Below are 23,155 nucleotides of genomic sequence, written 5' to 3'. Positions count from 1 at the left end.
CCGGTCTGACCATCTATAGCCCGACCCGCTCCGGGCTTCATCCCCTATACGACAGGCCCTCGCAAGATGCTGCTTCTGATCGACAACTATGACAGCTTTACCTACAATCTCGTTCATTATTTTGGCGAGCTGGGGGCCGATGTCGTTGTAAAACGCAATGATGCGCTGAATGTGCAGGATGTGCTGGCCATGGCGCCACAGGCAATTATCCTGTCGCCCGGCCCTTGTGATCCGGCGCAGGCGGGGATTTGCCTGCCCCTGACCACCGCAGCTTTTGAGGCTAAAATCCCGCTTTTGGGCGTGTGCCTTGGTCATCAGACAATTGGTGAAGCCTTTGGCGGCCGTGTGATCCGCTGCCATGAGATCGTGCATGGCAAGATGGGCGCGATGCACCACGCCGGCAAAGGCGTGTTTCGCGGCCTGCCGTCGCCCTTTCAGGCGACTCGGTATCACTCGCTTATCGTAGAGCGCGAAACCCTGCCCGATTGCCTTGAAGTCACCGCATGGCTGGAGGATGGCACCATCATGGGCCTGCGCCACAAGACCCATTTGATTGAGGGCGTGCAGTTTCACCCCGAATCCATTGCGTCAGAACATGGCCACCAGTTGTTGCGCAATTTTCTGGATGAAGCCGGTGTAAAGGTGACCGCATGAGCGACATTCTACGCCCGCTGATCGGCCTTGCCGCCGAACGCCCCCTGACGCGGGCCGAGGCCGAAGCCGCCTTCACCGCGCTGTTTGAAGGCCAGGGAACCCCTGCGCAAATGGGCGGTTTCCTGATGGCTCTGCGCACACGGGGCGAGACGGTGGATGAATACGCCGCAGCGGCAAGCGTGATGCGCGCCAAGTGCAACGCAGTGCGCGCGCCCGAAGGGGCGATGGACATCGTGGGCACCGGCGGTGACGGCAAGGGCACGCTGAACATCTCGACCGCGACGGCCTTTGTGGTGGCAGGCGCGGGCGTGGTGGTGGCCAAGCATGGCAACCGCAACCTGTCGTCCAAATCTGGCGCAGCTGATGCGCTGACCGAAATGGGCCTGAACGTGATGGTCGGCCCGGCGCTGGTCGAAAAATGTCTGGCCGAGGCGGGCATAGGCTTTATGATGGCCCCCATGCACCACCCCGCGATCCGCCATGTGATGCCGGTCCGGCAGGAACTTGGCACCCGGACGATCTTCAACATCCTTGGCCCCCTGACCAATCCTGCTGGCGTGAAACGCCAACTCACGGGCGCGTTTTCCGCCGGCCTGATCCGCCCAATGGCCGAAACCCTGCTGGCGCTTGGCAGCATCAAGGCATGGCTGGTGCATGGCGGCGACGGCACCGATGAAATCTCGATCGCTGCGCCGACGCAGGTGGCAGCGGTTGAACACGGCCATATCCGTGAATTCACGCTGCACCCGGAAGACGCGGGCCTGCCCTATCACCCGTTTGAGAAGATCATGGGCGGCACCCCGGCGGAGAATGCCCACGCCCTGCGCGCGCTGCTGGATGGCGCGCCGGGGGCCTACCGCGATGCGGTGCTGCTGAATGCGGCGGCAGCGCTTGTGGTGGCAGACAAAGCCACCAGCCTGACCGAAGGGGTCGAGATGGCCCGACACTCGATTGATTCCGGCGCGGCCAAGGGCAAGATCACCACCCTTGCCCGCCTGACCAACGCCTGACCGCCCAAAAGGCAAGGAATACCACCATGAGCACGATCCTCGACCGCATCAAAACCTATAAGCTGGAGGAGGTTGCCACCCGCAAGGCTGCCCGCCCGCTAGCCGATGTTGAAGAAGCCGCCCGTGCCGCCCCTGCCCCCCGCGGCTTTGCGCGCGCGCTGTCAGCAGCCGCAAGCACCGGATACGGGCTGATTGCCGAGATAAAAAAAGCCAGCCCGTCCAAAGGACTGATCCGCGCCGATTTCGACCCGCCAGCTTTGGCAAAAGCCTATGAAGACGGGGGGGCAACCTGTCTTTCAGTGCTGACCGACACGCCGTCTTTTCAGGGCGCAGATGACTTTTTGATTCAGGCGTCACAGGCCACCAGCCTGCCCTGCCTGCGCAAGGATTTCATGTATGACACCTATCAGATCGCAGAATCCCGCGCGCTGCATGCCGATTGCATCCTCTTGATCATGGCCAGCCTGTCCGATGAACAGGCCGCCGAGCTGGAAGCGGCGGCGACCGAATGGGGCATGGATGTGCTGATCGAGGTGCATGACAGGGCCGAACTGGAACGTGCAACGCTGCTGAAATCGCCGCTACTGGGCATCAACAACCGCAGCCTGCACACGTTTGAGGTGACGCTGGACACCACCCGCGATCTGGCTCGGCGCGTGCCCGAAGACCGGCTGATCGTATCGGAATCCGGGCTTTATACCCCCGCCGATCTGGCTGACCTTGCCCAATACGGCGCGCGCTGCTTCCTGATCGGGGAATCCCTGATGCGGCAGGATGATGTGACCGCCGCCACCCGCGCCATCCTGTCGCAACCTTTGACCGCGCAGGGCGGCATATGACCGACCCTGCTGGCCTGACACATTTTGACGCCGACGGCGCGGCACATATGGTCGATGTCTCGGACAAGCCGGTAACCGCTCGTGTGGCCGTTGCGCGCGGGTCTGTGGTGATGACGGCCCAAACGCTGGCGCTGATCACCTCTGGTCAGGCGAAAAAGGGCGATGTGCTGGGTGTGGCCCGACTGGCGGGCATTATGGGGGCGAAAAAAACTGCCGATCTGATCCCGCTATGCCATCCCTTGCCGATCACCAAGGTGGCACTTACCCTCACGCCAGACCCCGCCCTGCCGGGTGTGGTGGTCGAGGCCACGGTGAAAACCGGTGGCCAGACCGGGGTAGAGATGGAGGCGCTGACAGCCGTTTCCGTTGCCTGCCTGACGATCTATGACATGGTCAAGGCGGTTGAAAAATCCATGCGGATCGAGGGGATACGGCTGGTTCTGAAAGAGGGCGGCAAATCGGGCCGCTATACCGCGCCCGAGGATCAGCCATGATCTCGGTCGAAGACGCGCTGGTGCAGTGCCTTGCGCTTGTCGGCCCATTGCCTGTTGAACACGTGCCTCTGGCCCTTGCGGCAGGCCGCTACATGCCGGGGCCAGCGACCGCCAGCCGTGATCAGCCGCCTTTTGCCGCCTCTGCGATGGATGGCTACGCGGTGCAGGGTGACCCCACCGCCGATGATCGCTTTACCGTGGTGGGTGAGGCGGGCGCGGGCCATGCTTGGCACGGCACGCTTGGCCCCTTGCAGGCGGCGCGGATTTTTACTGGCGCGCCTTTGCCCGACGGGGCCACGCGGGTGATTATCCAAGAGGATGTGATCCGTGACGGCGACACCATTACCGTGAAACCGGGCGCTGATGCTGGCACCCACATCCGACCCGCCGGACAGGATTTCCGCGCAGGCGATACTCTGCCAGCGCGCCTGTTGCGCCCCAATGATCTGGCACTTCTGGCGTCGATGAATGTGGCGCTGGCGCCCGTCACCCGCCGCCCCGTGGTCGCCATCATCGCCACCGGGGATGAGCTGGTGATGCCCGGCGAAACCCCCGGCCCCGATCAGATCATCGCGTCAAACTCCTTTACCCTCAAAGCCTTGGCCGAAGAGGCCGGGGCCGAGGTGCGGCTGTTGCCCATCGCGCGCGACACCGTTGAGGCGCTGAGCTTTGTGCTGGGACTGGCCGAAGGCGCCGATGTGATTGTCACCACAGGCGGCGCGTCGGTGGGCGAACATGACCTTGTGGCGCAGGTCGCAGAGTCGCTGGGGATGCAGCGGGCGTTCTGGAAAATCGCGATGCGCCCCGGCAAGCCGCTGATGGCGGGACGTCTGGGCGGGGCGGCCCTGCTGGGCCTGCCCGGCAACCCGGTATCGTCGGTTGTCTGCGCGCATCTGTTCTTGCTGCCGATGATCCGCGCGCTGCTTGGCCTGCCTGCCGATTTCCACGCCCCAAGGCCCCAACCCGCCGTGCTGGCAGAAGATGTCGGCCCGACCGGCCCGCGCGCCCATTACATGCGGGCGCGGTTGACCCAAACGGGTGGCCTGCCCCGGATAACGCCCTTTGACCGACAAGACAGTTCGCTCTTGTCGATTCTGTCCTCCGCCGATGCCCTGCTGATCCGCCCCGCAGGCGATAGCCCGCGCAGCACAGGCGCACCCGTGACCTATCTGCCAATCTGACAACCCAAAGGGATTGCGCTTGACACAAACCGGGAACACGGGCAGAACATAGCGTTAACGAATGCAGATCAGGGTGGGTCATGCTTACGCGCAAACAGCTGGAACTTCTGGATTTCATCAAGACGCGGATGGACGTTGACGGCGTGCCGCCGTCCTTCGACGAGATGAAGGACGCACTGGACCTGCGGTCCAAATCCGGTATCCACCGGCTGATCACCGCGCTGGAGGAACGGGGCTTTATCCGCCGTCTGGCTCATCGCGCCCGCGCGTTGGAAATCATCAAACTGCCCGACGCGATGGAAAAGCCCGGCTTTACCCCCCGCGTGATCGAGGGTGATAAACCTGCACCCGCCCCGCGCGGCGCCATGGTGGTTGAGGCTGTGCATGCGATGGAACTGCCCGTGATGGGCCGCATCGCCGCCGGTGTCCCGATCGAGGCGATTTCCGAAATCTCGCATCACATCGCCGTGCCGGGATCGATGCTGTCGGGCCGGGGCAGCCACTACGCGCTGGAGGTCAAAGGCGACTCGATGATCGAGGCCGGGATCAACGACGGTGATATCGTGGTGATCCGCGAACAGAATACGGCCGAGAATGGCGATATCGTGGTGGCGCTTGTCGATGATGCCGAAGCCACACTCAAGCGGTTCCGGCGCAAAGGCAGCATGATCGCGCTTGAGGCGGCAAACCCCGCCTATGAAACCCGCGTGCTGCCCGATCATCAGGTCAAGGTGCAGGGCCGGCTTGTCGGGCTTATCCGCAGCTACTGACCGGACGCGACGCGGCTGGCCTTTGGGCCAATCACCGCAGCCAGCCCTTCGGGTCTGCGCGGTGATGACCAGACCCGGCGCGCGCCGAAACTAGGCTCTGGCCGCAGGCCGCCCGGCACCGGATACAGTGCCAGCGTGCCGGTGTTGCGCAAGCGCTCCGGGCCCAGCAGCAGGCAGCCTTCAGGCACATCGGGCACGGGCACCGAGACCACAACGAAATCAGCCCCGGCGCAGGCGCCTTCTACCAGTTCCAACGCGCCTTTGCCTTTCAGCGCCATGCCTGTCAGCCCGACCACGTCAAACCGTCTTGCGCCCACCGGCCCCTGCATCCCGGCGCGCGCAGCGGCCTGCTCTTGGCTGACCATATCGCCATCATTCTCCAGCCAGTTCTGTGCAGCAAAGCCTGCGCCGCTGGGCGCGGACAGCGCCCGGCCATCGGCCCCTATCACGCCCACCAGCCCGCCATCGGCCGAGATCAGCACCAATGGCCGCTCTGCCCCGACCCACAGCACCAGCGCCGCTACGGCAGGCGCAACAAACAATCCGCGCCACGCCCCACGCAGCAACACCACAAATGCCCCCGCAAGCGTGACCAGCGGCAAGACCCACGGCCCCGGCGCAGGAATAGCCGTCACCGCTCCGTTCCACCCCGCGACCCAATGCGCGACCCAGATGATCCACGCCGCCCCCTGCTCCATCACCCACAGCGGCAGACCTGCCAACCCAAAGGGCGCAAGCAACCCCGCAACCGCCCCGGCTGGCATCACCACTGACCCCATGACTGGCACGGCCAGCAGATTGGCAATCAGACCGTAATCGGCAAAGCGATTGAAATGCGCCGCCGCATAGGGCGCCGTGGCAAAGCCACCGATGACGCTTGACAGCACGAGTGTAAACACCGGCATCGCCCAAGTTGGCAGATGCCCCGCCACCACCCGCCGATCCACTGCGCGAAAGCCTGCAATCAGGGCCACCGTCGCAGCAAATGACATCTGGAACCCCGGTTCCTGCATCGTCTCTGGCTGCCACAACAGCAGAATCACGCCGGCAATGGCGACCGACCGCAGTGTCAGCGCCTTGCGATCCAAAAGCACCGCGCCCAGCATCACCGACACCATGATAAACGCCCGCTCGGTTGCCACATTGGCCCCTGACAGGGCAAGATAGAACGCGGCCACCGCCAAAGACACGAGTGCGGCCAGCTTCTTGCCGTTCACCCGCAGCGCTAGGGGCGGCACGGCGGCAATCGCCATGCGCAGTCCGGCAAAGACAAATCCTGTCAGAAATGCCATATGCATGCCCGAAATCGCCAGCAGATGCGCCATATTGGTATCGCGCAACGCCTGCACCGCGGGCCTGCTCAGCCCCGAGCGATCCCCGGTCATGATCCCGGCGATAAAGCCGCCTGCATCGCCCGGCACCTCACGCATCAAGGCCAGTGCCAGATCACGGCGCAGTTTCGCCACGCTCCCGCCTTCTGGTGCAGGCTCCCATAGCACCACCGGTGCCGTAGTATAGCCAACCGCGCCAAGCCGGTCGAAAAACGCCATCCGGCGAAAGTCGAAACTTCCCGGCTCGATCGGGCCATCGGGGGCTTGCAGTGTGGCCGTGACCATCACCACCTCACCCGGAAAGGGCGCATGGCCGGGCACCTTGCCGCGCAAGGAAATCCGCACCCGTTCGGGCATGCGGCTGGGGCGCACCCGGTCCAGTTGCAGACGGTCCAGCGTGATGCGCAGGGCGTCGGTCTGGCTGCGGTCTATCTTGATCACACCGCCCGTCACAGGGCCGTAGTAGCGAAAATCCAGCATCGGGGCCTGAACCATCTGCACCCGCAACCCACAAGCCAGCACGCCCAAGGCCACACAGGCCACTGCCAGCACAAAGGGATGCCCCGCCTCTGGCCCCCAAAGGCGCAGCGCCAGACACAAGGCCACGACTGCGGCCGCCAAGGCGTAGACCGGCCACCCCGGCTCCCATGACAGTGAAAACCAGCCGCCAATCCCCACACCGATCAGCAGCGGCACCCAAGGGAACAGCGTGCCCCGCGCCTGTGCCAGCGCGTTGAGCGGCCGCATAAGCAAGCCTGTCAGGACCGCCACCTTGTTTCCTGCCCTTTCACCGCCTAGAACCGGGCCAAGCCTACCGCCAAGATGGTTTCCGAAAGGTTAATTCCACCATGTCATCCCCCCCGATCGTCACCCGCTTTGCCCCTTCGCCCACCGGATATCTGCACATCGGCGGCGCGCGAACGGCGCTGTTCAACTGGCTGTTTGCGCGCGGGCGCGGCGGTAAGTTCCTGCTGCGCATTGAAGACACCGACCGCGAACGCTCCACCCCCGAGGCCACAGCGGCCATTTTGCAGGGCCTGACATGGCTGGGGCTGGACTGGGATGGCGAGGCCGTGAGCCAGTTCGACCAGCGCCACCGCCACGCGCAGGTCGCGCATGAGATGCTGGACCGAGGCACCGCCTATAGGTGCTTTTCCACGCAAGACGAAATCGCCGCCTTTCGCGCGGCGCAAGAAGCGGCGGGCGTCAGCTATGCCGTGTTCCAAAGCCCGTGGCGCGACGCCGACCCGGCCACCCATCCGGATGCACCCTATGCCATCCGCATGAAGGCCCCGCGCACGGGCGAGACAAAAATAAACGACACCGTTCAGGGAATCGTTACAGTTCGCAACGATCAACTGGACGACATGATAGTTCTGCGTTCTGATGGTAACCCCACCTATATGCTGGCTGTCGTGGTCGATGACCACGACATGGGCGTTACCCATGTCATCAGGGGCGACGACCACCTGAACAATGCCGCCCGCCAGCAGATGGTGTATGATGCGATGGATTGGGCCATTCCGGTTTGGGCGCATATTCCGCTGATCCACGGGCCCGATGGCAAAAAACTGTCAAAGCGCCATGGGGCGACGGCGGTCGGCGATTATCAGGCGCAGGGCTATCCGGCGGCAGGCATGCGCAATTACCTGACCCGTCTGGGCTGGGCGCAGGGCGACGCCGAACTGTTCACCACCGATCAGGCCAAAGAGATGTTCGGGCTGGAAGGAATCGGTCGCAGCCCCGCACGGCTGGATTTCAAGAAGCTGGAATCAACCTGCGGCTGGCATCTCGCACGCACAGATGATGCTGCGTTGCTGCATGAAATTGACGCATATCTAGCTGCTGCCAACCGCCCCGCGCTGACCGTTGCACAGCGTGACCTGCTGCTGCGGGCGATGTATTGCGTCAAGGATCGTGCGAAAACCTTCCCGGAACTTATTGATAAGGCTCAGTTTGCACTGACATCACGCCCCATTGATATTGACGAGGCCGCAGGCAAGGCGCTGGACGATGTATCCCGTGGTATACTGAAAGAATTGACGCTGCGCCTGCAAAATGCTAGCTGGACGAAAGAAGAGCTTGAGTCCATTCTGACTGAGGTTGCCACGGCCCATGGCATCGGTTTCGGAAAACTGGCTGCACCTTTGCGTGCAGCCCTTGCTGGACGCAGCGCAACCCCAAGCGTCTATGACATGATGCTGGTCATCGGTCTTGACGAAACGATTGCGCGGTTGCAGGACGCCGCAGCCTGACCGGCTGTGCCCTGCCACTGCAACCAAAATGCGCCGCCGCCGGGACTGTCCGGCGGGGCTAAAAACGAGGGATGTGAGAGATGGCCGAGACAAAAAAGACCGCGACATTGACCCTGGACGGCAAGTCGTTCGACCTGCCAGTGCATTCGCCGACCCTTGGCCCTGATGTCCTCGACATCCGGAAACTCTATGCCGAGGCGGATGTGTTCACCTTTGACCCCGGCTTCACCTCTACCGCCGCCTGCGAAAGCGCGATCACCTATATCGACGGTGACAAAGGCGAGTTGCTGCATCGTGGCTATTCCATCGAACAATTGGCCGAACATTCGCATTATCTGGAGGTTTGCTATCTGCTGCTTTATGGCGAACTGCCAACCGCAGCACAGCTGGCCGATTTTGAAAACCGCGTGACACGGCATACGATGGTGCATGAACAGATGCACTATTTCTTCCGTGGCTTCCGTCGCGACGCACACCCGATGGCCACAATGGTCGGGGTGGTGGGCGCAATGGCTGCATTCTACCACGACTCCACCGATATCAATGATCCTTGGCAGCGTGAGGTTGCGGCGATCCGTATGATCGCCAAGCTGCCGACGATTGCGGCGATGGCGTTCAAATACTCCGTCGGTCAGCCGTTCGTGTATCCGAAGAATTCGCTCGATTACGCGGGCAACTTCTTGCACATGTGCTTCGCTATCCCGGCCGAGGATTATGTGGTCAACCCGATCCTTGCCAAGGCAATGGACCGGATCATGATGCTGCACGCCGATCACGAGCAAAACGCCTCTACCTCTACCGTGCGTCTGGCGGGATCTTCGGGGGCCAACCCGTTTGCCTGTATCGCAGCCGGCATCGCCTGTCTTTGGGGGCCTGCACATGGCGGGGCGAACCAGGCCTGCCTTGAAATGCTGAAAGAAATCGGCACGGTTGAGCGAATTCCCGAATTCGTGGCCAAGGCCAAGGACAAGGATTCCGGCTTCCGCCTGATGGGCTTTGGCCACCGCGTTTATAAAAACTTTGATCCCCGCGCGACGGTGATGAAGGAATCCGCAGACGAGGTGTTGGGCCTGCTGGGCGTGGAAAACAACCCGCTGCTGCAAGTCGCCAAAGAACTGGAGCGCATCGCGCTGTCGGATGAATATTTCATCTCGAAAAAGCTGTACCCGAACGTCGATTTCTACTCAGGTATCATTCTTGAGGCGATGGGCTTCCCCACCTCAATGTTCACGCCAATCTTTGCGATCTCACGCACCGTTGGCTGGATTTCGCAGTGGAAAGAGATGATCGGCGACAAAGGCCAGAAGATCGGCCGCCCGCGTCAGCTTTATATCGGGGAAAAGCACCGCAAATATGTGGATGTGCGTCACCGCTAAGACCTGAACCAGATCAAAAGGGTCGCCGGATCGGGCGGCCCGTTTTGCGTTCACCGCCAGACCCGCGCCTGTGGTTTTCCCGCGGTCATCGTCCCCATGGCGGTCCCGCGATCTGCCACCGTAGGGTGAAGCTTTTCGCTGCGGTCCCGGCCCACGATCCGGCGGCGACGCAACAAGAACAGCTTGCCCCAAGACCGCCATGTGCCCACCATCGGTGCCGCAGGGTCGCATGGGAAACGGTCGCGCCAACGCTCTGGCAATGCCAGGCCGCACGCTTCGGCCCGGTCCAGCATCCAGACCAGCGGGATATTCGCCAGGGGCCGTGCTGACTCCAGCCTGCCAACCTGTCCGCCCACATCGGCATGGGCCCCGGCAAACCAGACCTGTTCGACGTTGCCCTCCCAGCCTTCGGGACAGCTCCAGAGCACCGGATCAAACACCGCCCGCGTCTCATCCAGCGCCAACGCATGAAACCCGTGCCGGATGGACGCGCCAAGGTGGTGGGTGTGAAACGCATGCCGCCCGTCTGTCAGCATCCAGAGCAAGGGCAGGCGCAGGCCCAGCGCCTTGACCGTATCCCAGACCCCGACCATTTCAATCGGTGCTTCGGGGTGGCAGGTTTCTTGTGTAAACACCTGCGCCGCCCGGCTTTCCGGCCCGGTCATATAATGGCGGTACGCAAGGGTGACATTGCGTTCGGTAGCGTGATCATGGCGCAGCATGCCCACGCGATCAATCACCCCCGCAAGAGAGCGCACCGCAAACGCGCCGCGCGAATAGCCCAGCAAAAAGATACGGTCGCCGGGACGATACTGGCTGGCCAGCCACCCATAGGCCCGGCGAATCTGACGGTTGATGCCGCGGCCCTGCGCGACCGCGCCAAAGTTGCGCCAGCCTTCCCATTGCAGGCCCGGTTCGTAATAAAGCCGCCGCCGCTGAACCGGCGTGGCTTCGCTGAATAGCCGAAAGCTAAGGCCCGCATTGGTTTCCTGCCCCGGCACAAGCGACGACATTGTCCCATCCAGAATCACAATATGATCGACAACACCCCGTCCCGGTCCGGCGGGCGGGGCGTTGCTTTCGGTTTCCACCACCGGATGCGGGCGGAACCATTGCAAAAGGCGGCTAAGCTGCGTCGTTTTCCGCCTCCTTCAGCCAATGCCAGATCCGCGCGGGCGTAAAGGGCATGTCAACACGCGCCACCCCGCGCTGGGCCAGCGCATCGCGCACGGCGTTGGAAATCGCGCCCAGCGCGCCCACGGTGCCCGCCTCTCCACAGCCTTTCATGCCAAAGGGATTCATAATCGACGGCACGGGTTCGCTGGTAAAGCCGAACATCGGCAGATCGCTGGCGCGCGGCATTGCATAATCCATGAAACTGGCCGTCAAAAGCTGGCCCTGATAGTCATAATGCGCCACCTCGCACACTGCCTGACCATAGCCCTGTGCAACCCCGCCATGCACCTGACCGATGGCCAGATCGGGCGCGATCAGCGTGCCGAAATCATCAACCACAATATAGCGGTCCATGACCATCGCCCCGGTTTCGGGGTCCACCTCTACCTCGGCCACATGAGCACCGTTGGGGTAGCTGCGCCCGTCTAGTGTGGTGGTTTGGCATACATCCAGCAAATCGCTGCGGCCACGCAGCCGGGCCAGATCCGCCGCCTCGGCCATGGTCAGGCGGGTGTTGCTGCCCGCCGCGCCGAAAGACGTGCCGTCAAAGCCCACATCGTCGGCCTCCCACTCCTCGGCCAGAAAGGCGGTAAAGCCCGCCACCATCTGCCGCACGGTCGCGCGCATCGCCGTGCCCTGCACGGTCACAGACCGCGACCCACCCGTGCCACCGCCCTTGGGAATGGCATCAGAATCGCCCTGCACGATCCGCACCATCTGTTCAGGCAGGCCGGTCCATTCCGCGACCATCCGGGCATATACCGTTTCATGCCCCTGCCCGTTTGATTGCGTGCCGACATACAGCGTTGCCCCGCCGTCCCTATCCAGCACCAGCCGGGCGCTTTCATCGGCGTCGCCCAGAATGCTTTCGATGTAGGTGGCAAGCCCGATCCCGCGCAGCATGCCGCGCGCCGCGCTGTCCGCCTGACGCGCCGCAAAGCCCGCTACATCCGCCTCTGCCTTTGCGCGGGCCAGCACACGGGGGAAGTCGCCCACGTCAATCAACTCTCCCGTCGCGCTGCGATAGGGAAAGGATGTGATGAAATTGCGCATCCGCAAGTCAAAAGGATCCACCCCAAGCTGGCGCGCGGCTTCGTCCATGGCGCGTTCGATGGTCAAAATCGCCTCGGGCCGCCCGGCGCCGCGATAGGCGTCCACCGGGGTGGTGTTGGTGTAGACCCCCACTGCGCGCAAATGCGCAGCCGATATGTCATAAACCCCGGTCAGCACCTTTGAAAACAACTCCGACTGAATGGCTTGTCCGTATTGCGAGTTATACGCCCCAAGGTTGGACACAAGGTTAACGCGGTAGCCTGTCACCCGCAGATCAGAGTCGAAGGCCAGGTCTGCCACCGCCACCAGATCACGCCCGGCATTGTCGGTCAGCATCGATTCACCACGCGTGGCGATCCAGCGCACCGGGCGGCCCAGATCGCGTGCCGCAGCCGCCACACAGACATATTCGGGATAGGTCATTGCCTTCATCCCGAACCCGCCGCCCACATCGGGGTTGGTCACCCGTACCGCATCGCGGGGCAAGCCCAGCATCCGTGCCAACTCGTTGCGTTGGTTCCAGACCCCCTGTCCGTTCACGCAAAAATGCAGCCGCGCGCCATCCCATTGCGCAAAGCAGCCGCGCGGCTCCATCGCGTTGACGATGATCCGGTTGTGAACAACTTCCAGCGTGACCCGGTGTGCGGCCGCGGCAAAGGCCGCGTCTACCGCTGCTCCATCGCCGATCTGCCAGTGAAAGGCGCGGTTTTCCGGCGCTTCGGCGTGAACCTGAGGCCCGCCCGGTGACAAGGCCAATGAAACCGGCAGGCCCTCAATATCCAGCCCGATGACCTCTGCCGCATCTTGTGCTGCCTGCACCGTGTCGGCCACGATCATCACCACCGCTTCACCGACAAAGCGAACCCGGTCCCGCGCCAGCACGGGCCGCTCTGGTCCCGCCCCCACTGCGCCATCAGCAATGTGCAACCGCGTGCCCTTCATGCCAAGGGTAACGCCCAGCGACTCCAGCCCTGCTGCATCCAGCACCAGATGCACGCCGGGCAAATCGCGCGCAGCTTCCAGATCCAGCCCGGTGATCCGGCCATGGGCATGGTCTGACCGCAGGAACAGCGCATGCAGCGCGTCCGCCGGGGCGATGTCGTCGACATAGCGCCCCTTTCCTGTCAGAAAGCGGATGTCTTCATGCCGGCCCACGCCCTGCGATTTGCCGAATTTGCTCATGCGCGCCCCTTTGCTTGTGTCGCAAAGAGTTACGCCCCCAGCCGGGTTTGTCCAGCGGGGGGCGTTGGAAAAGGCTCAGCGCATCTTGCGGGCGATTTTTGCGAACAGCGCGGTCAAGCTTTCCAATCGCGCCTGCACTCTCAAAATGAGCGTGCCTGCACCCATATACTCAGAGCTTGAGTGACAGCACCGTTGCCACACCCAGATCGCCAAAGCCGTTAAAGCGCGAGTTGGTCACGGTGGAATACGCCCCCATGCCATGCACGATCACGAAATCACCCTCGGCTATATCACCCGGCAGCGGGATATCACCCGGCAGGCGGTCAACAGAGTCGCAGGTCGGGCCAAAGATGATGCGCGGCACATCTTCACCCAGACGCTTTTCACCGGTCGCCGAAATGACTTCCATCCGGTCAATCACCCCGATCAGCGGCAGTTCGGTCAGCGTGCCGTAAACACCATCGTTCAGGAACACATGGCTGTCATCGCGCACGGCCTTGACCCGTGCAGCCAGCGTAAAGGCATCACCACACATCGCACGGCCCGGCTCACAAACCAAAAGCGGGCGATCGGCGCCAAAGGCTTCGATGGACACACGGTCGATCAGCGCAAAGGTTTCCTCCAACTGCGGGGTCACGCCATGCAGACGATGATTCGGAAAGCCGCCACCCACGTTCAGCCGCGCGATGGTCACGCCCGCCTTGCGGGCAATCTCGGCCGCTTCAAGGATATAGGACTCCCACGCCTTGGGGTCAGTGCATTGCGTGCCGGGGTGGAATGTGATCGACGGGATGAACCCGGCATCGGCCACCACTTTCAACAGGTCCACCGCCACTTCGGCAGTTGCGCCGAATTTTGCGCCAAAGTTATAGGCAGCCCCTGCGACCGGCAGCTTGAAGCGCACTGAAATTTCGGTGCCCTCGGCCGGGACCATCTCGATCAGCTTGTCCAGTTCCGATCGCGAATCAACGCTGTAGGATTTCACCCCACGCTCCACCGCATAGGCGATCTCGTGGCGTGCCCGCACCGGGTTGTTGTAGTGAATCGCAGCATCCGGGGCCAGACGGCGGATCAGGTCAATCTCGAACCCGGACGCGCAATCGTAACCGCGCACGCCAGCGGCGGCGAGGTTTTCGATCATCTCGTCGCTCGGGTTTGATTTGACCGCATAGGTCACCATACCGGGAAAGCCGTCGATGAACCGACGGGCAGCTGCCTGAACCACGGTTGGTGCAAAAAACAGCACCGGGTTAACCGGCTTCTCAACGCGCAGAAATTCAGTTGGATTTGTCCAGATCGTTTTCGAGAGTCCCATCGGCGTTTCCCTTCCTGCCAACAAGACGCATAGCCCTTTGCCGTTGCACTCAACGGGGCCGGGCACCAGCGTGGTTATCTAAAACCAGGCCAGGTGCGTATGAACCGCCCTTTTCCTGCAACGTAGGATGGGGCATATGGGGCACAATCTCACCGAACAAAACTACATAATCGGAGTCTGAAGGTGTTAGAATGACGAAAGCATCGGTCAAATCGTATGGATGATCTGGATCGCAACATTATCGCCCTTCTGCGCGCCGATGCCCGCCTGTCGCTGGCGATGCTGGCGCGGCGTTTGAAGGTGGCACGGTCCACCATTCAGGCCCGGCTGGAACGACTTGAGGACAGCGGCACCATCGCCGGATATACTCTGAAACTGGGCGAAGGTGCTGACCCGAACCGGTTGCGCGCCACCGTTCTGCTGACCATCGAGCCGCGCACCCAAGCAGCCCTGCTGACCCGCCTCAAGTCAATCTCCGAGGTCGAGCGTGTGTTTACCACCAGTGGCCGGGTGGACCTGCTGTTACAGATTGCCTGCCCCAACACGCAGGTGCTGGATCAGGTGCTGGACCAGATCGGCGCGATGACCGGGGTTCATTCCTCCGAAAGCCTTATTCACCTTTCGACAAAGATCGACCGGGCGATCTGAGCGCAAGGCCAATACAAAGAAAAGCCAAAGCCGCGCAGATAAAGGTCGCAACGCGCAACGGCGCAACATCCGTTTCCGGGTGTTCAAGCCGTCGCACCACCCGTGCCGGGGCCTGCGCGTCATAAAACACCCGAAACTGCCCTCCGACCTCTTGAGGGTAGGCCTCAAATCCCGACTTTGAAAGCTTTAGCCTGCCGGTAAAGGTGCTGTCTGCCACAGGATAGCTGAAGCTGGCCGGAATGACCCAGCGTTTGCAGCTTTTGCCGCAACGTTATCTCGATCGGCGGGGCAAAGCGGGTCCAGGTTGCGCGCGTCTCGACAGCGCGCTGAAACTGGTCGTGCGCACACTCTGTCTGGAACCACAATGTGCCAAACACCCCGGTGGCCGCAAGAAAGCCTGCGGCGATGATCGCAAAGTTATGGCTGGATACGGGTAAGGATGCGCGGCTCATTTTCAGGATTATCCGGAGCATATAGGCAGAAAAATGTAATGTATCGCCCAAAGACGGGACAACTTTTCTGCGCCAACCACGGGCCGTGCGGCCATGACCGCCCGAGCCGGAATTGCGGAGCCTGCGCATCCCCCCCTTGGCCTTTGGACCCATATTCGCTAAGTCCCCAGCAACCGCAAAGGATGATGCCCATGCCGATGGAAAAGACCTTCAACGCCGCCGAGGCCGAGGCCCGGATTTCCGCCCTTTGGCTGCGGGAAAAAGCCTTTGCCGCCGGGGCCAATGCCAAACCGGGGCATCCAGCGTTTTCCGTCATGATCCCGCCGCCAAACGTCACCGGCAGCCTGCACATGGGCCACGCCTTCAACAACACGCTGCAAGATATCCTGACCCGCTGGCACCGCATGATGGGCGACGATACGCTCTGGCAGCCCGGCACCGACCACGCCGGTATCGCCACGCAAATGGTGACCGAACGCGACATGGCGAAAAACGGCGAGCCCACCCGCCGCGACATGGGGCGCGACGCGTTCCTGTCCCGCGTCTGGCAGCAAAAGCAATCCTCGCGCGGCACCATCATCGGCCAGTTGCAGCGGCTGGGGGCCAGTTGCGACTGGGACCGTGAGGCCTTCACCATGTCCGGCGCGCCAAACGCGCCAGACGGAGAGCAGGGCAATTTCCACGATGCCGTGATCAAGGTCTTTGTCGAGATGTACAACAAAGGCCTGATCTATCGCGGCAAACGCCTTGTGAACTGGGACCCGCATTTTGAAACCGCGATTTCCGACCTTGAGGTCGAGAATATCGAAGTCGCGGGCCACATGTGGCATTTCAAATACCGCCTCGCAGGCGGGGAAACCTATGAATACGTTGAGAAAGACGAAAACGGCGCGGTGACGCTGCGCGAGACGCGCGACTACATTTCTATCGCGACCACCCGGCCAGAAACCATGCTGGGCGATGGTGCGGTGGCCGTGCACCCGTCCGACGAACGCTATGCGCCCATCGTCGGCAAGATGGTCCACCTGCCGCTCTGCGACCGCCTGATCCCGATCATCACCGACGAATACCCCGACCCCACCTTTGGCTCGGGTGCCGTGAAAATCACCGGCGCGCATGACTTCAACGACTACAGTGTCGCCAAACGCGCGAACCTGCCCTGCTACCGCCTGATGGACACCCGAGGTGCTATGCGCGCCGATGGTGCCCCCTATGCCGAGGCGGTCCTGCGCGCCCGCGAGATCGCGGCAGGGTCTGCTACGACCGAGGCCGAAGTCGATGGCCTCAACCTTGTGCCCGAAAAATACCGCGGGCTGGACCGGTTTGACGCGCGCAAAGCAGTGATCGCCGACATCAACGCCATCGGCCTGTCCGTGACCACGCTGGTCAAGGAAGTTGACCCGGAAACCGGCAGCGAGCACCTGACCCGCGAGCCGGTGGTCGAGGCGAAAAAGATCATGCAGCCCTTCGGCGACCGGTCCAAGGTCGTGATCGAGCCGATGCTGACCGATCAATGGTTCGTCGATACGGCTAAGATCGTGGAACCGGCGCTGGAGGCGGTGCGCAGCGGTGCGACCAAGATCATCCCGGAGTCGGGCGAGAAGACCTATTACCACTGGCTGGAGAATATCGAGCCTTGGTGCATCTCGCGTCAGCTCTGGTGGGGGCATCAGATTCCGGTGTGGTATGGGCCGGAAATCGAGCACGGCGCTATCACTGCAGGAAAATACCGGCACTTTTGCGCGCCCAGCGAACAGGAAGCAATTGCTGCGGCAGCGCTTCATTACGGCGACATGGCCGTCGTCCTTGATGCCAGTTCAACAATGGCTCGCGATCAGATCGAAGACGCAGAGCAACTCTCTATCGATGCGTTCTTTGCGGCGTTCACTCGCCGCGACGCGTCCGGAAAATTCCAGGTGCGCTTGCGCCGCGACCCCGACGTTCTCGACACATGGTTCTCCTCCGGCCTCTGGCCCATCGGCACCCTCGGCTGGCCGGAACAGACCCCGGAACTGGCAAAATACTTCCCCACCTCCACCCTGATCACAGGCCAAGACATCATCTTCTTCTGGGTCGCCCGGATGATGATGATGCAACTGGCCGTGGTGGATCAGGTTCCGTTCAAGACCGTCTACCTGCACGGTCTGGTCCGCGACGCCAAGGGCAAGAAGATGTCGAAATCCCTGGGCAACGTCATCGACCCGCTGGAGATCATCGACGAATACGGCGCAGACGCGCTGCGCTTTGCCAATGCCGCCATGGCCAGCCTTGGCGGCGTGCTGAAACTGGACACCCAGCGCATCGCAGGCTACCGCAACTTTGGCACCAAACTGTGGAACGCCTGCCGCTTTGCCGAAATGAACGGCGTCTGGGAAAACCACGCGACCCAAAGCGCCCCGCCACAGGCCAGCGCCACCGTCAACAAATGGATCATCGGCGAAACCGCCAAAGCCGCCGCCGAGGTGTCGGAAGCACTGGAAAACTACCGCTTCGACCAGGCCGCCGATACGCTTTACAAATTCGTCTGGGGCAAGGTCTGCGACTGGTATGTCGAATTCGCCAAACCGCTGTTTCATGGCGAACAGGCGGATGAGACGCGCGCCACCATGGCTTGGGTGCTGGATCAATCCATGATCCTGCTGCACCCGATGATGCCCTTCATCACCGAAGAACTCTGGTCCACCACAGGCACCCGCGCCAAGCTGCTGGTCCATACCGACTGGCCAACATTGCCCGCCAGCCTGATCGACGCGCCATCCATGACCGAGATGACATGGGTAACCACGCTTATCGACGACATCCGCTCGGCCCGCGCGCAGGTGCATGTGCCAGTGGGTCTGAAGCTCGATCTGGTTGCCACTGCGATGACGGATACAGCGCAAACCGCTTGGGGTAATAACGAAACGCTGATCCAGCGCCTCGCCCGGATCAACAACCTGAGCCACGCCGAAACCGCCCCCAAAGGCGCGATCACCGTGGCGGCTGAGGGTGCGACCTTTGCGATCCCGCTCGACGGTGTGATCGACATCGCAGAGGAGAAATCCCGCCTGCAAAAATCGCTCGACAAACTGGCCAAAGAAATTGGCGGGCTGAAGGGGCGGCTGAACAACCCGGCCTTCATCGCTTCGGCCCCGGAAGATGTGGTGGCAGAGGCGCGCGGCAACCTTGAGGCCCGCGAAGATGAGGCCGCCAAATTGCAGGCTGCAATGGCCAGGCTGGCTGAGATCGGCTGACCGAACACGGTTTCCCCGGCACGCGCCGCCCTGCCGGGGAAGCCTCCGGCGGGAGTATTTCAGCAAGCAGCAATGCTATTACCTGTTCTCAAATATCCTCGGGGGGATGAGGAGCGTAAGCGACGAAGGGGGGCAGACAGCCCCCCTTTCCTCGGCCAGCCCATGGGGCTGATGCATGGATTGGCCGACTGCCGATAGCGGCCAGACAGTCTGGCCTGTGTTTTTGAATTTCATGGCAGATTTTGGCCCCGCGCGCCCACTTGCCCCCTGCGGCAATTCCCGCCACTCTGGGCCGATCATGAGCCGCTTTCTTACCCCTTTTGCCACCACTCTGCCTTCCACCGTGCCTTTTACAGGCCCCGAGACGCTGGAACGCCGGCAAGGGCAACCGTTCCGGGCGCGGCTGGGGGCGAATGAATCGCTCTTTGGCCCCTCGCCCAAGGCGCTGGACGCGATGCGGGCGGCATTGGCCGGGGTCTGGATGTATGCCGACCCCGAAAGCCACGACCTGAAGCACGCCCTTGCCGCACATCATGGCGTGAGGCCGGAGAATATCGTGCTGGGCGGCGGGATTGACGGGCTGCTTGGTCTGTTGTGTCGCCTGACGCTAGAGTCTGGCACCCTCGTCGTGACCTCGCTGGGGGCCTATCCGACTTTTAATTTCCATGTGAATGGCTTTGGCGGCGATCTTATCCGCGTGCCTTATCTTGGCAATCACGAAGACCCGCAGGCCTTGCTTGACGCCGCCCGGACCACCAGAGCGCGGCTGATCTATCTGGCGAACCCCGACAACCCGATGGGCAGCCATCATCCGGCGCGGGTGATCGAGGATATGCTGGCCAACCTGCCCGATCACGCGCTGCTGGTGCTGGACGAAGCCTATGCTGATCTGGCCCCTGATGGCACCATCCCCACGATTCTGGCGGATCATCCACAGGTGATCCGGCTGCGGACGTTTTCAAAGGGGTATGGTATGGCCGGGGCTCGGGTGGGCTACGCGATCGCGGCACCGGATCTGGCGCAGGCCTTTGACAAGGTGCGCGACCATTTCGGCATGGGCCGGGTGGCTCAGATCGGGGCTTTGGCGGCGTTAAAGGATCAGGTCTGGCTGGAGGAGGTACGAACACGGATCACCCATGCCCGGCACCGTCTCGCAGGTATTGCAAGCGAGAACGGGTTGCGGCCCCTGCCCTCGGCCACCAATTTTGTGACCGTGGATTGTGGGCGCGACGGGGACTATGCCCGCGCAATCCTGAGCGAGGTGGTCGCGCGCGGTGTGTTCATCCGTATGCCGGGCGTTGCACCGCTGGATCGCTGCATTCGGATCAGTCTGGGCGATGATGCGGCGCTTGATGCGCTGGCAGAGGTCCTGCCGCAGGCGATTTCCGCGGCGGGCTGATCATTTGGTGATTATTCTGCCGCGATATCGGCTTTTGCCGGGCCAAGCGCCGGGGCCGGACCGGGCGGCACATTGGCCGCGCCAAGTTTATGGCTTGGGCCTTCTGCTTCCGTCACCGCACGCAGGGAGTTGAAGGCGGGGGCTGTTGCTGCCGCCTCTGCCAGCGGGCGACGAAAGACCAGCATGTGCTGATAGGTGGTTTTGGTCCCGGTCAGGCCTGACCGTTCATCACAGGGCAGCGTATCGGCCCGGACATAATCCCATCCATCAGCCCCAAGGCCGTTCATCACCTGAGTCAGAGTCAGGGCAAATCTGTCTTCGGTCGACTTCACGCCACGCAGCTTTTCGCCCCGCTTGGGTGCGGGCACCACCTTAAATTCAAAACGCTGCATGACATCTCCCCGGGTTTTGCGTCGTCATGATAGCTGGATTCGCCCAGCAAGACCAAGTGATGAAAGCATTTTTTGGAACCGACCGGGCAGCACCGCAACAACCGCCCTATGTGGTGGGCGGCGCATCAACCGGCCCCAATCCCTAGGGGGTATCGTCTGACACAAGGCCGGGAAACAAGTGAAGGGCGGCGGATTCCAGCGCATCAAGACTGCCCTGCTCATCCGCATCGGGGGCGCGGTTGCGCGCTTCATTCACCTGCAAGAGCACCGTTTGTGCCATGGCACGGGGCGACGGGCACAGCGGATTCTGGCAAAGGGCAAGCGCGATTTCAGCCATGCCAAGATGCGCCGCAGCAGAGGGCACTACCAATGCCTCAGCCTGGGCTTCCTGTGCGCGGATCAGTTGGCGATACGACAATTCGGGGTCTTTGGCATCGTCGCGCAAGGGCATCCATGCTTGCGCAAGCGCTGCATAAAGTGTCGCGCGCTCAATTGCCGTGATGCGGGTCGTGTCAAGCATCGCCGTCAGCTTGGCCACCGCACGCGCCCGCAAATCGCGCGCATCGCTGCCCGACACAGTCGCCGCCTTGGCACGCAACGCGCGTCCCAGCAGCAAGGCCACCTCGGGGCTGTTGGGCAAGCGTTCCAGCGTGGCAATGGCGCGGTTGAGCGGGGGGCGGCAGGCGGGCGGGTTCAGCGCCAGACCCATTCGAACATCGCTGCGCGCCCGCGCCAGAAGCGAGGCATCGTCGCGGCCAAGGGCCGCACGAAAGCGGCCCAACAGGCTCACAGACCCAATTTCTGCGCCACCATCGCATTCACGACGGCGGGATTGGCCTTGCCTCCGGTGGCTTTAAGCACCTGTCCGGTGAACCAGCCTGCCAGCTTTGCATTGACCTTGGCCTTTTCGACCTGATCAGGGTTGGCCGCGATCAGCGCATCAAGGGCGCGCTCGATCTCGCCGGTGTCTGTCACCGCTTTCATGCCGTGCTTGGCGGCTTGCTCTGCCGGATCACCGCCCTCGGTCCAGAGGATTTCGAACAGGTCTTTGGCCATTTTGCCAGTGATCTCGCCCTTGGCCAACAGATCCAGCATCCCGCCCAGTTGCGCAGCAGTAAGCGGGCTGTCGGCAATCGCGCGACCCTCTTTGTTCAGACGGCCAAAAAGTTCATTGATCACCCAGTTCGCGGCGATCTTGCCATCACGGCCCTGTGCAACGGATTCGAAGAACCCTGCTGATTCCAGATCGGCAGTCAGCACGTTGGCGTCATAATCGGTCAGCCCGAAATCGGCCATGAAGCGCGCCTTCTTGGCATCGGGCAGTTCGGGCATGCTGGCCGCAATGTCATCGACCCAAGCCTGCTCTATCTCCAGTGGCATAAGGTCGGGGCACGGGAAGTAGCGGTAATCGAACGCTTCTTCCTTCGACCGCATCGACCGGGTCTCATTCTTGTCGGGATCATACAGCCGGGTTTCCTGATCCACCTTGCCGCCATCTTCCAGAATTGCGATCTGGCGGCGGGCCTCGTAATCAATGGCCAGTTGGATGAACCGCATCGAGTTCATGTTCTTGATCTCGCAGCGGGTGCCAAGATGGCCAAAATCCTGCGTGGCCTGATATTTCTCATACTGGCCGGGACGGCAGACCGACACGTTCACGTCGGCACGCAGATTACCGTTTTGCATATTGCCATCGCAGGTGCCCAGATAGCGCAGGATCTGGCGCAGCTTGACGACATAGGCGGCGGCCTCTTCAGGCCCGCGAATGTCGGGTCGGCTGACAATCTCCATCAGCGCCACGCCTGTGCGGTTCAGGTCCACGAAAGACATCGCCGGGTCCATATCATGGATCGACTTGCCCGCGTCTTGCTCAAGGTGAATCCGCTCGATCCGCACCATACGGGCCGTTCTTGTGCCATCAGGGCCGGGGGGAAGTTCAACCAGCACTTCACCTTCACCCACGATAGGGTGGTAAAGCTGGGAAATCTGATAGCCCTGCGGCAGATCAGGGTAGAAGTAATTCTTGCGGTCAAAGGCCGAGAACAGGTTGATCTGCGCCTTGAGGCCAAGGCCGGTGCGGACGGCTTGTTCGACACAAAACTCGTTGATCACAGGCAACATGCCCGGCATGGCGGCATCGACAAAGGCCACATTGGAATTAGGCTCGGCCCCGAATTGGGTCGACGCACCGGAAAACAGCTTGGCGTTGGACGACACCTGCGCGTGAATTTCCATTCCGATGACAAGTTCCCAGTCGTGCTTTGCCCCGGCGATCACCTTGGGGGTTGGCGCGGTATAGGTCAGGTCCAGCATGGCGCACTCCTTCGTCGGCCCTGATAACGGGCGTTTCCTCTGTCTTTAGGCGGCGAAACGCCGTGGGGCAAGGGGTGGCACT

Annotated in this window: 19 protein-coding genes; 11 read left to right on the top strand and 8 right to left on the bottom strand. The window is 62.1% G+C overall.

Annotation, left to right across the window (positions count from 1 at the left end; translation table 11 throughout):
- Positions 1 to 66: 66 nt before the first annotated feature.
- The 6 genes from Q8K08_RS08085 (at position 67) to lexA (ending at position 4,948) form a co-directional block, all read left to right on the top strand.
- Positions 67 to 654: an aminodeoxychorismate/anthranilate synthase component II gene (locus Q8K08_RS08085; protein ID WP_304797719.1), complete on the top strand. Its 588-nt coding sequence runs from the start codon at positions 67 to 69 to the stop codon at positions 652 to 654.
- On the top strand, positions 651 to 1,664 hold the full coding sequence (trpD, locus tag Q8K08_RS08080) for an anthranilate phosphoribosyltransferase (protein WP_304797721.1): 1,014 nt from the start codon (positions 651 to 653) through the stop codon (positions 1,662 to 1,664). Before Q8K08_RS08085 ends, trpD begins: the two co-directional genes overlap by 4 nt.
- Positions 1,665 to 1,690: 26 nt before the next feature.
- Positions 1,691 to 2,503 carry an indole-3-glycerol phosphate synthase TrpC gene (gene trpC / locus Q8K08_RS08075; RefSeq protein ID WP_305249732.1) on the top strand — a complete coding sequence of 271 codons (813 nt, stop codon included), beginning with the start codon at positions 1,691 to 1,693 and terminating at the stop codon, positions 2,501 to 2,503.
- Entirely contained in the window at positions 2,500 to 2,997 is a 498-nt protein-coding gene (gene moaC / locus Q8K08_RS08070; RefSeq protein WP_304797724.1) for a cyclic pyranopterin monophosphate synthase MoaC, read from the top strand. Before trpC ends, moaC begins: the two co-directional genes overlap by 4 nt.
- A complete protein-coding gene (locus tag Q8K08_RS08065; protein ID WP_305249731.1) occupies positions 2,994 to 4,178 on the top strand; it encodes a molybdopterin molybdotransferase MoeA in 1,185 nt (394 codons plus the stop codon). The genes moaC and Q8K08_RS08065 overlap by 4 nt, the downstream gene beginning before the upstream one ends.
- 80 nt (positions 4,179 to 4,258) lie before the next feature.
- On the top strand, positions 4,259 to 4,948 hold the full coding sequence (lexA, locus tag Q8K08_RS08060) for a transcriptional repressor LexA (RefSeq protein WP_304797728.1): 690 nt from the start codon (positions 4,259 to 4,261) through the stop codon (positions 4,946 to 4,948).
- Here the strand turns inward: lexA and Q8K08_RS08055 are convergent.
- The gene (locus Q8K08_RS08055) at positions 4,942 to 7,026 is read right to left on the bottom strand and encodes a ComEC/Rec2 family competence protein (RefSeq protein ID WP_305249730.1); all 2,085 of its coding nucleotides are present in this window, start codon (positions 7,024 to 7,026) and stop codon (positions 4,942 to 4,944) included. The genes lexA and Q8K08_RS08055 overlap by 7 nt on opposite strands.
- A 101-nt stretch (positions 7,027 to 7,127) precedes the next feature.
- Between Q8K08_RS08055 and gltX the strand changes: the two genes are divergently transcribed.
- Both gltX and Q8K08_RS08045 read left to right on the top strand, forming a co-directional pair.
- A complete protein-coding gene (gltX, locus tag Q8K08_RS08050) occupies positions 7,128 to 8,534 on the top strand; it encodes a glutamate--tRNA ligase (RefSeq protein WP_304797732.1) in 1,407 nt (468 codons plus the stop codon).
- An 80-nt stretch (positions 8,535 to 8,614) separates the two neighbouring features.
- Positions 8,615 to 9,910: a citrate synthase gene (locus tag Q8K08_RS08045; protein ID WP_304797734.1), complete on the top strand. Its 1,296-nt coding sequence runs from the start codon at positions 8,615 to 8,617 to the stop codon at positions 9,908 to 9,910.
- A gap of 50 nt (positions 9,911 to 9,960) precedes the next feature.
- Here the strand turns inward: Q8K08_RS08045 and Q8K08_RS08040 are convergent, their stop codons facing one another.
- From Q8K08_RS08040 to Q8K08_RS08030, 3 genes are all read right to left on the bottom strand, one after another.
- Complete coding sequence (locus tag Q8K08_RS08040; RefSeq protein WP_305249729.1) at positions 9,961 to 11,004, bottom strand: DUF2235 domain-containing protein; 1,044 nt, start codon at positions 11,002 to 11,004, stop codon at positions 9,961 to 9,963.
- 31 nt (positions 11,005 to 11,035) lie between these two features.
- Complete coding sequence (locus Q8K08_RS08035; RefSeq protein ID WP_305249728.1) at positions 11,036 to 13,321, bottom strand: xanthine dehydrogenase family protein molybdopterin-binding subunit; 2,286 nt, start codon at positions 13,319 to 13,321, stop codon at positions 11,036 to 11,038.
- A gap of 169 nt (positions 13,322 to 13,490) precedes the next feature.
- Positions 13,491 to 14,636, bottom strand: a complete 1,146-nt coding sequence (locus Q8K08_RS08030) for a type III PLP-dependent enzyme (RefSeq protein ID WP_304796409.1) — start codon at positions 14,634 to 14,636, stop codon at positions 13,491 to 13,493.
- Positions 14,637 to 14,852: 216 nt separating this feature from the next.
- On the opposite strand from Q8K08_RS08030, the gene Q8K08_RS08025 reads away from it, so the two are divergent.
- The gene (locus Q8K08_RS08025) at positions 14,853 to 15,284 is read left to right on the top strand and encodes an Lrp/AsnC family transcriptional regulator (RefSeq protein ID WP_304796412.1); all 432 of its coding nucleotides are present in this window, start codon (positions 14,853 to 14,855) and stop codon (positions 15,282 to 15,284) included.
- Between the two features lie 164 nt (positions 15,285 to 15,448).
- On the opposite strand, the gene Q8K08_RS08020 is transcribed toward Q8K08_RS08025, so the two are convergent.
- A complete protein-coding gene (locus tag Q8K08_RS08020; RefSeq protein ID WP_305249727.1) occupies positions 15,449 to 15,736 on the bottom strand; it encodes a hypothetical protein in 288 nt (95 codons plus the stop codon).
- Positions 15,737 to 15,927: 191 nt separating this feature from the next.
- On the opposite strand from Q8K08_RS08020, the gene Q8K08_RS08015 reads away from it, so the two are divergent.
- Complete coding sequence (locus Q8K08_RS08015) at positions 15,928 to 18,969, top strand: valine--tRNA ligase (RefSeq protein WP_305249726.1); 3,042 nt, start codon at positions 15,928 to 15,930, stop codon at positions 18,967 to 18,969.
- 298 nt (positions 18,970 to 19,267) lie between these two features.
- On the top strand, positions 19,268 to 20,368 hold the full coding sequence (locus Q8K08_RS08010; RefSeq protein ID WP_305249764.1) for a pyridoxal phosphate-dependent aminotransferase: 1,101 nt from the start codon (positions 19,268 to 19,270) through the stop codon (positions 20,366 to 20,368).
- 11 nt (positions 20,369 to 20,379) lie between these two features.
- Here the strand turns inward: Q8K08_RS08010 and Q8K08_RS08005 are convergent, their stop codons facing one another.
- The 3 genes from Q8K08_RS08005 to gatB all read right to left on the bottom strand — a co-directional run bounded on the left by Q8K08_RS08005 (position 20,380) and on the right by gatB (position 23,073).
- Positions 20,380 to 20,760: a DUF4177 domain-containing protein gene (locus Q8K08_RS08005; protein WP_304796423.1), complete on the bottom strand. Its 381-nt coding sequence runs from the start codon at positions 20,758 to 20,760 to the stop codon at positions 20,380 to 20,382.
- A 142-nt stretch (positions 20,761 to 20,902) separates the two neighbouring features.
- Positions 20,903 to 21,550: a hypothetical protein gene (locus Q8K08_RS08000; protein ID WP_305249725.1), complete on the bottom strand. Its 648-nt coding sequence runs from the start codon at positions 21,548 to 21,550 to the stop codon at positions 20,903 to 20,905.
- Positions 21,547 to 23,073: an Asp-tRNA(Asn)/Glu-tRNA(Gln) amidotransferase subunit GatB gene (gene gatB / locus Q8K08_RS07995; RefSeq protein WP_305249724.1), complete on the bottom strand. Its 1,527-nt coding sequence runs from the start codon at positions 23,071 to 23,073 to the stop codon at positions 21,547 to 21,549. Before gatB ends, Q8K08_RS08000 begins: the two co-directional genes overlap by 4 nt.
- Between the last annotated feature and the right edge of the window lie 82 nt (positions 23,074 to 23,155).

Source organism: Pseudotabrizicola sp., from assembly GCF_030684215.1.
GTDB lineage: Bacteria > Pseudomonadota > Alphaproteobacteria > Rhodobacterales > Rhodobacteraceae > Pseudotabrizicola.
The sequence above is the reverse complement of the archived record's forward strand: the minus strand, read 5'-3'. Positions and strand labels throughout refer to the sequence as shown.

What these genes read in the sequence shown, in the direction of transcription:
- lexA (WP_304797728.1), top strand. Translation starts at nt 4,259, where the DNA reads ATGCTTACGCGCAAACAGCTGGAACTTCTGGATTTCATCAAGACGCGG.
- gltX (WP_304797732.1), top strand. Translation starts at nt 7,128, where the DNA reads ATGTCATCCCCCCCGATCGTCACCCGCTTTGCCCCTTCGCCCACCGGA.
- Q8K08_RS08005 (WP_304796423.1), bottom strand. Translation starts at nt 20,760, where the DNA reads ATGCAGCGTTTTGAATTTAAGGTGGTGCCCGCACCCAAGCGGGGCGAA.
- gatB (WP_305249724.1), bottom strand. Translation starts at nt 23,073, where the DNA reads ATGCTGGACCTGACCTATACCGCGCCAACCCCCAAGGTGATCGCCGGG.
- Q8K08_RS08045 (WP_304797734.1), top strand. Translation starts at nt 8,615, where the DNA reads ATGGCCGAGACAAAAAAGACCGCGACATTGACCCTGGACGGCAAGTCG.
- trpC (WP_305249732.1), top strand. Translation starts at nt 1,691, where the DNA reads ATGAGCACGATCCTCGACCGCATCAAAACCTATAAGCTGGAGGAGGTT.
- moaC (WP_304797724.1), top strand. Translation starts at nt 2,500, where the DNA reads ATGACCGACCCTGCTGGCCTGACACATTTTGACGCCGACGGCGCGGCA.
- Q8K08_RS08085 (WP_304797719.1), top strand. Translation starts at nt 67, where the DNA reads ATGCTGCTTCTGATCGACAACTATGACAGCTTTACCTACAATCTCGTT.
- Q8K08_RS08020 (WP_305249727.1), bottom strand. Translation starts at nt 15,736, where the DNA reads ATGAGCCGCGCATCCTTACCCGTATCCAGCCATAACTTTGCGATCATC.
- Q8K08_RS08035 (WP_305249728.1), bottom strand. Translation starts at nt 13,321, where the DNA reads ATGAGCAAATTCGGCAAATCGCAGGGCGTGGGCCGGCATGAAGACATC.
- Q8K08_RS08055 (WP_305249730.1), bottom strand. Translation starts at nt 7,026, where the DNA reads ATGCGGCCGCTCAACGCGCTGGCACAGGCGCGGGGCACGCTGTTCCCT.
- Q8K08_RS08030 (WP_304796409.1), bottom strand. Translation starts at nt 14,636, where the DNA reads ATGGGACTCTCGAAAACGATCTGGACAAATCCAACTGAATTTCTGCGC.
- Q8K08_RS08015 (WP_305249726.1), top strand. Translation starts at nt 15,928, where the DNA reads ATGCCGATGGAAAAGACCTTCAACGCCGCCGAGGCCGAGGCCCGGATT.
- Q8K08_RS08025 (WP_304796412.1), top strand. Translation starts at nt 14,853, where the DNA reads ATGGATGATCTGGATCGCAACATTATCGCCCTTCTGCGCGCCGATGCC.
- Q8K08_RS08010 (WP_305249764.1), top strand. Translation starts at nt 19,268, where the DNA reads ATGAGCCGCTTTCTTACCCCTTTTGCCACCACTCTGCCTTCCACCGTG.
- trpD (WP_304797721.1), top strand. Translation starts at nt 651, where the DNA reads ATGAGCGACATTCTACGCCCGCTGATCGGCCTTGCCGCCGAACGCCCC.
- Q8K08_RS08065 (WP_305249731.1), top strand. Translation starts at nt 2,994, where the DNA reads ATGATCTCGGTCGAAGACGCGCTGGTGCAGTGCCTTGCGCTTGTCGGC.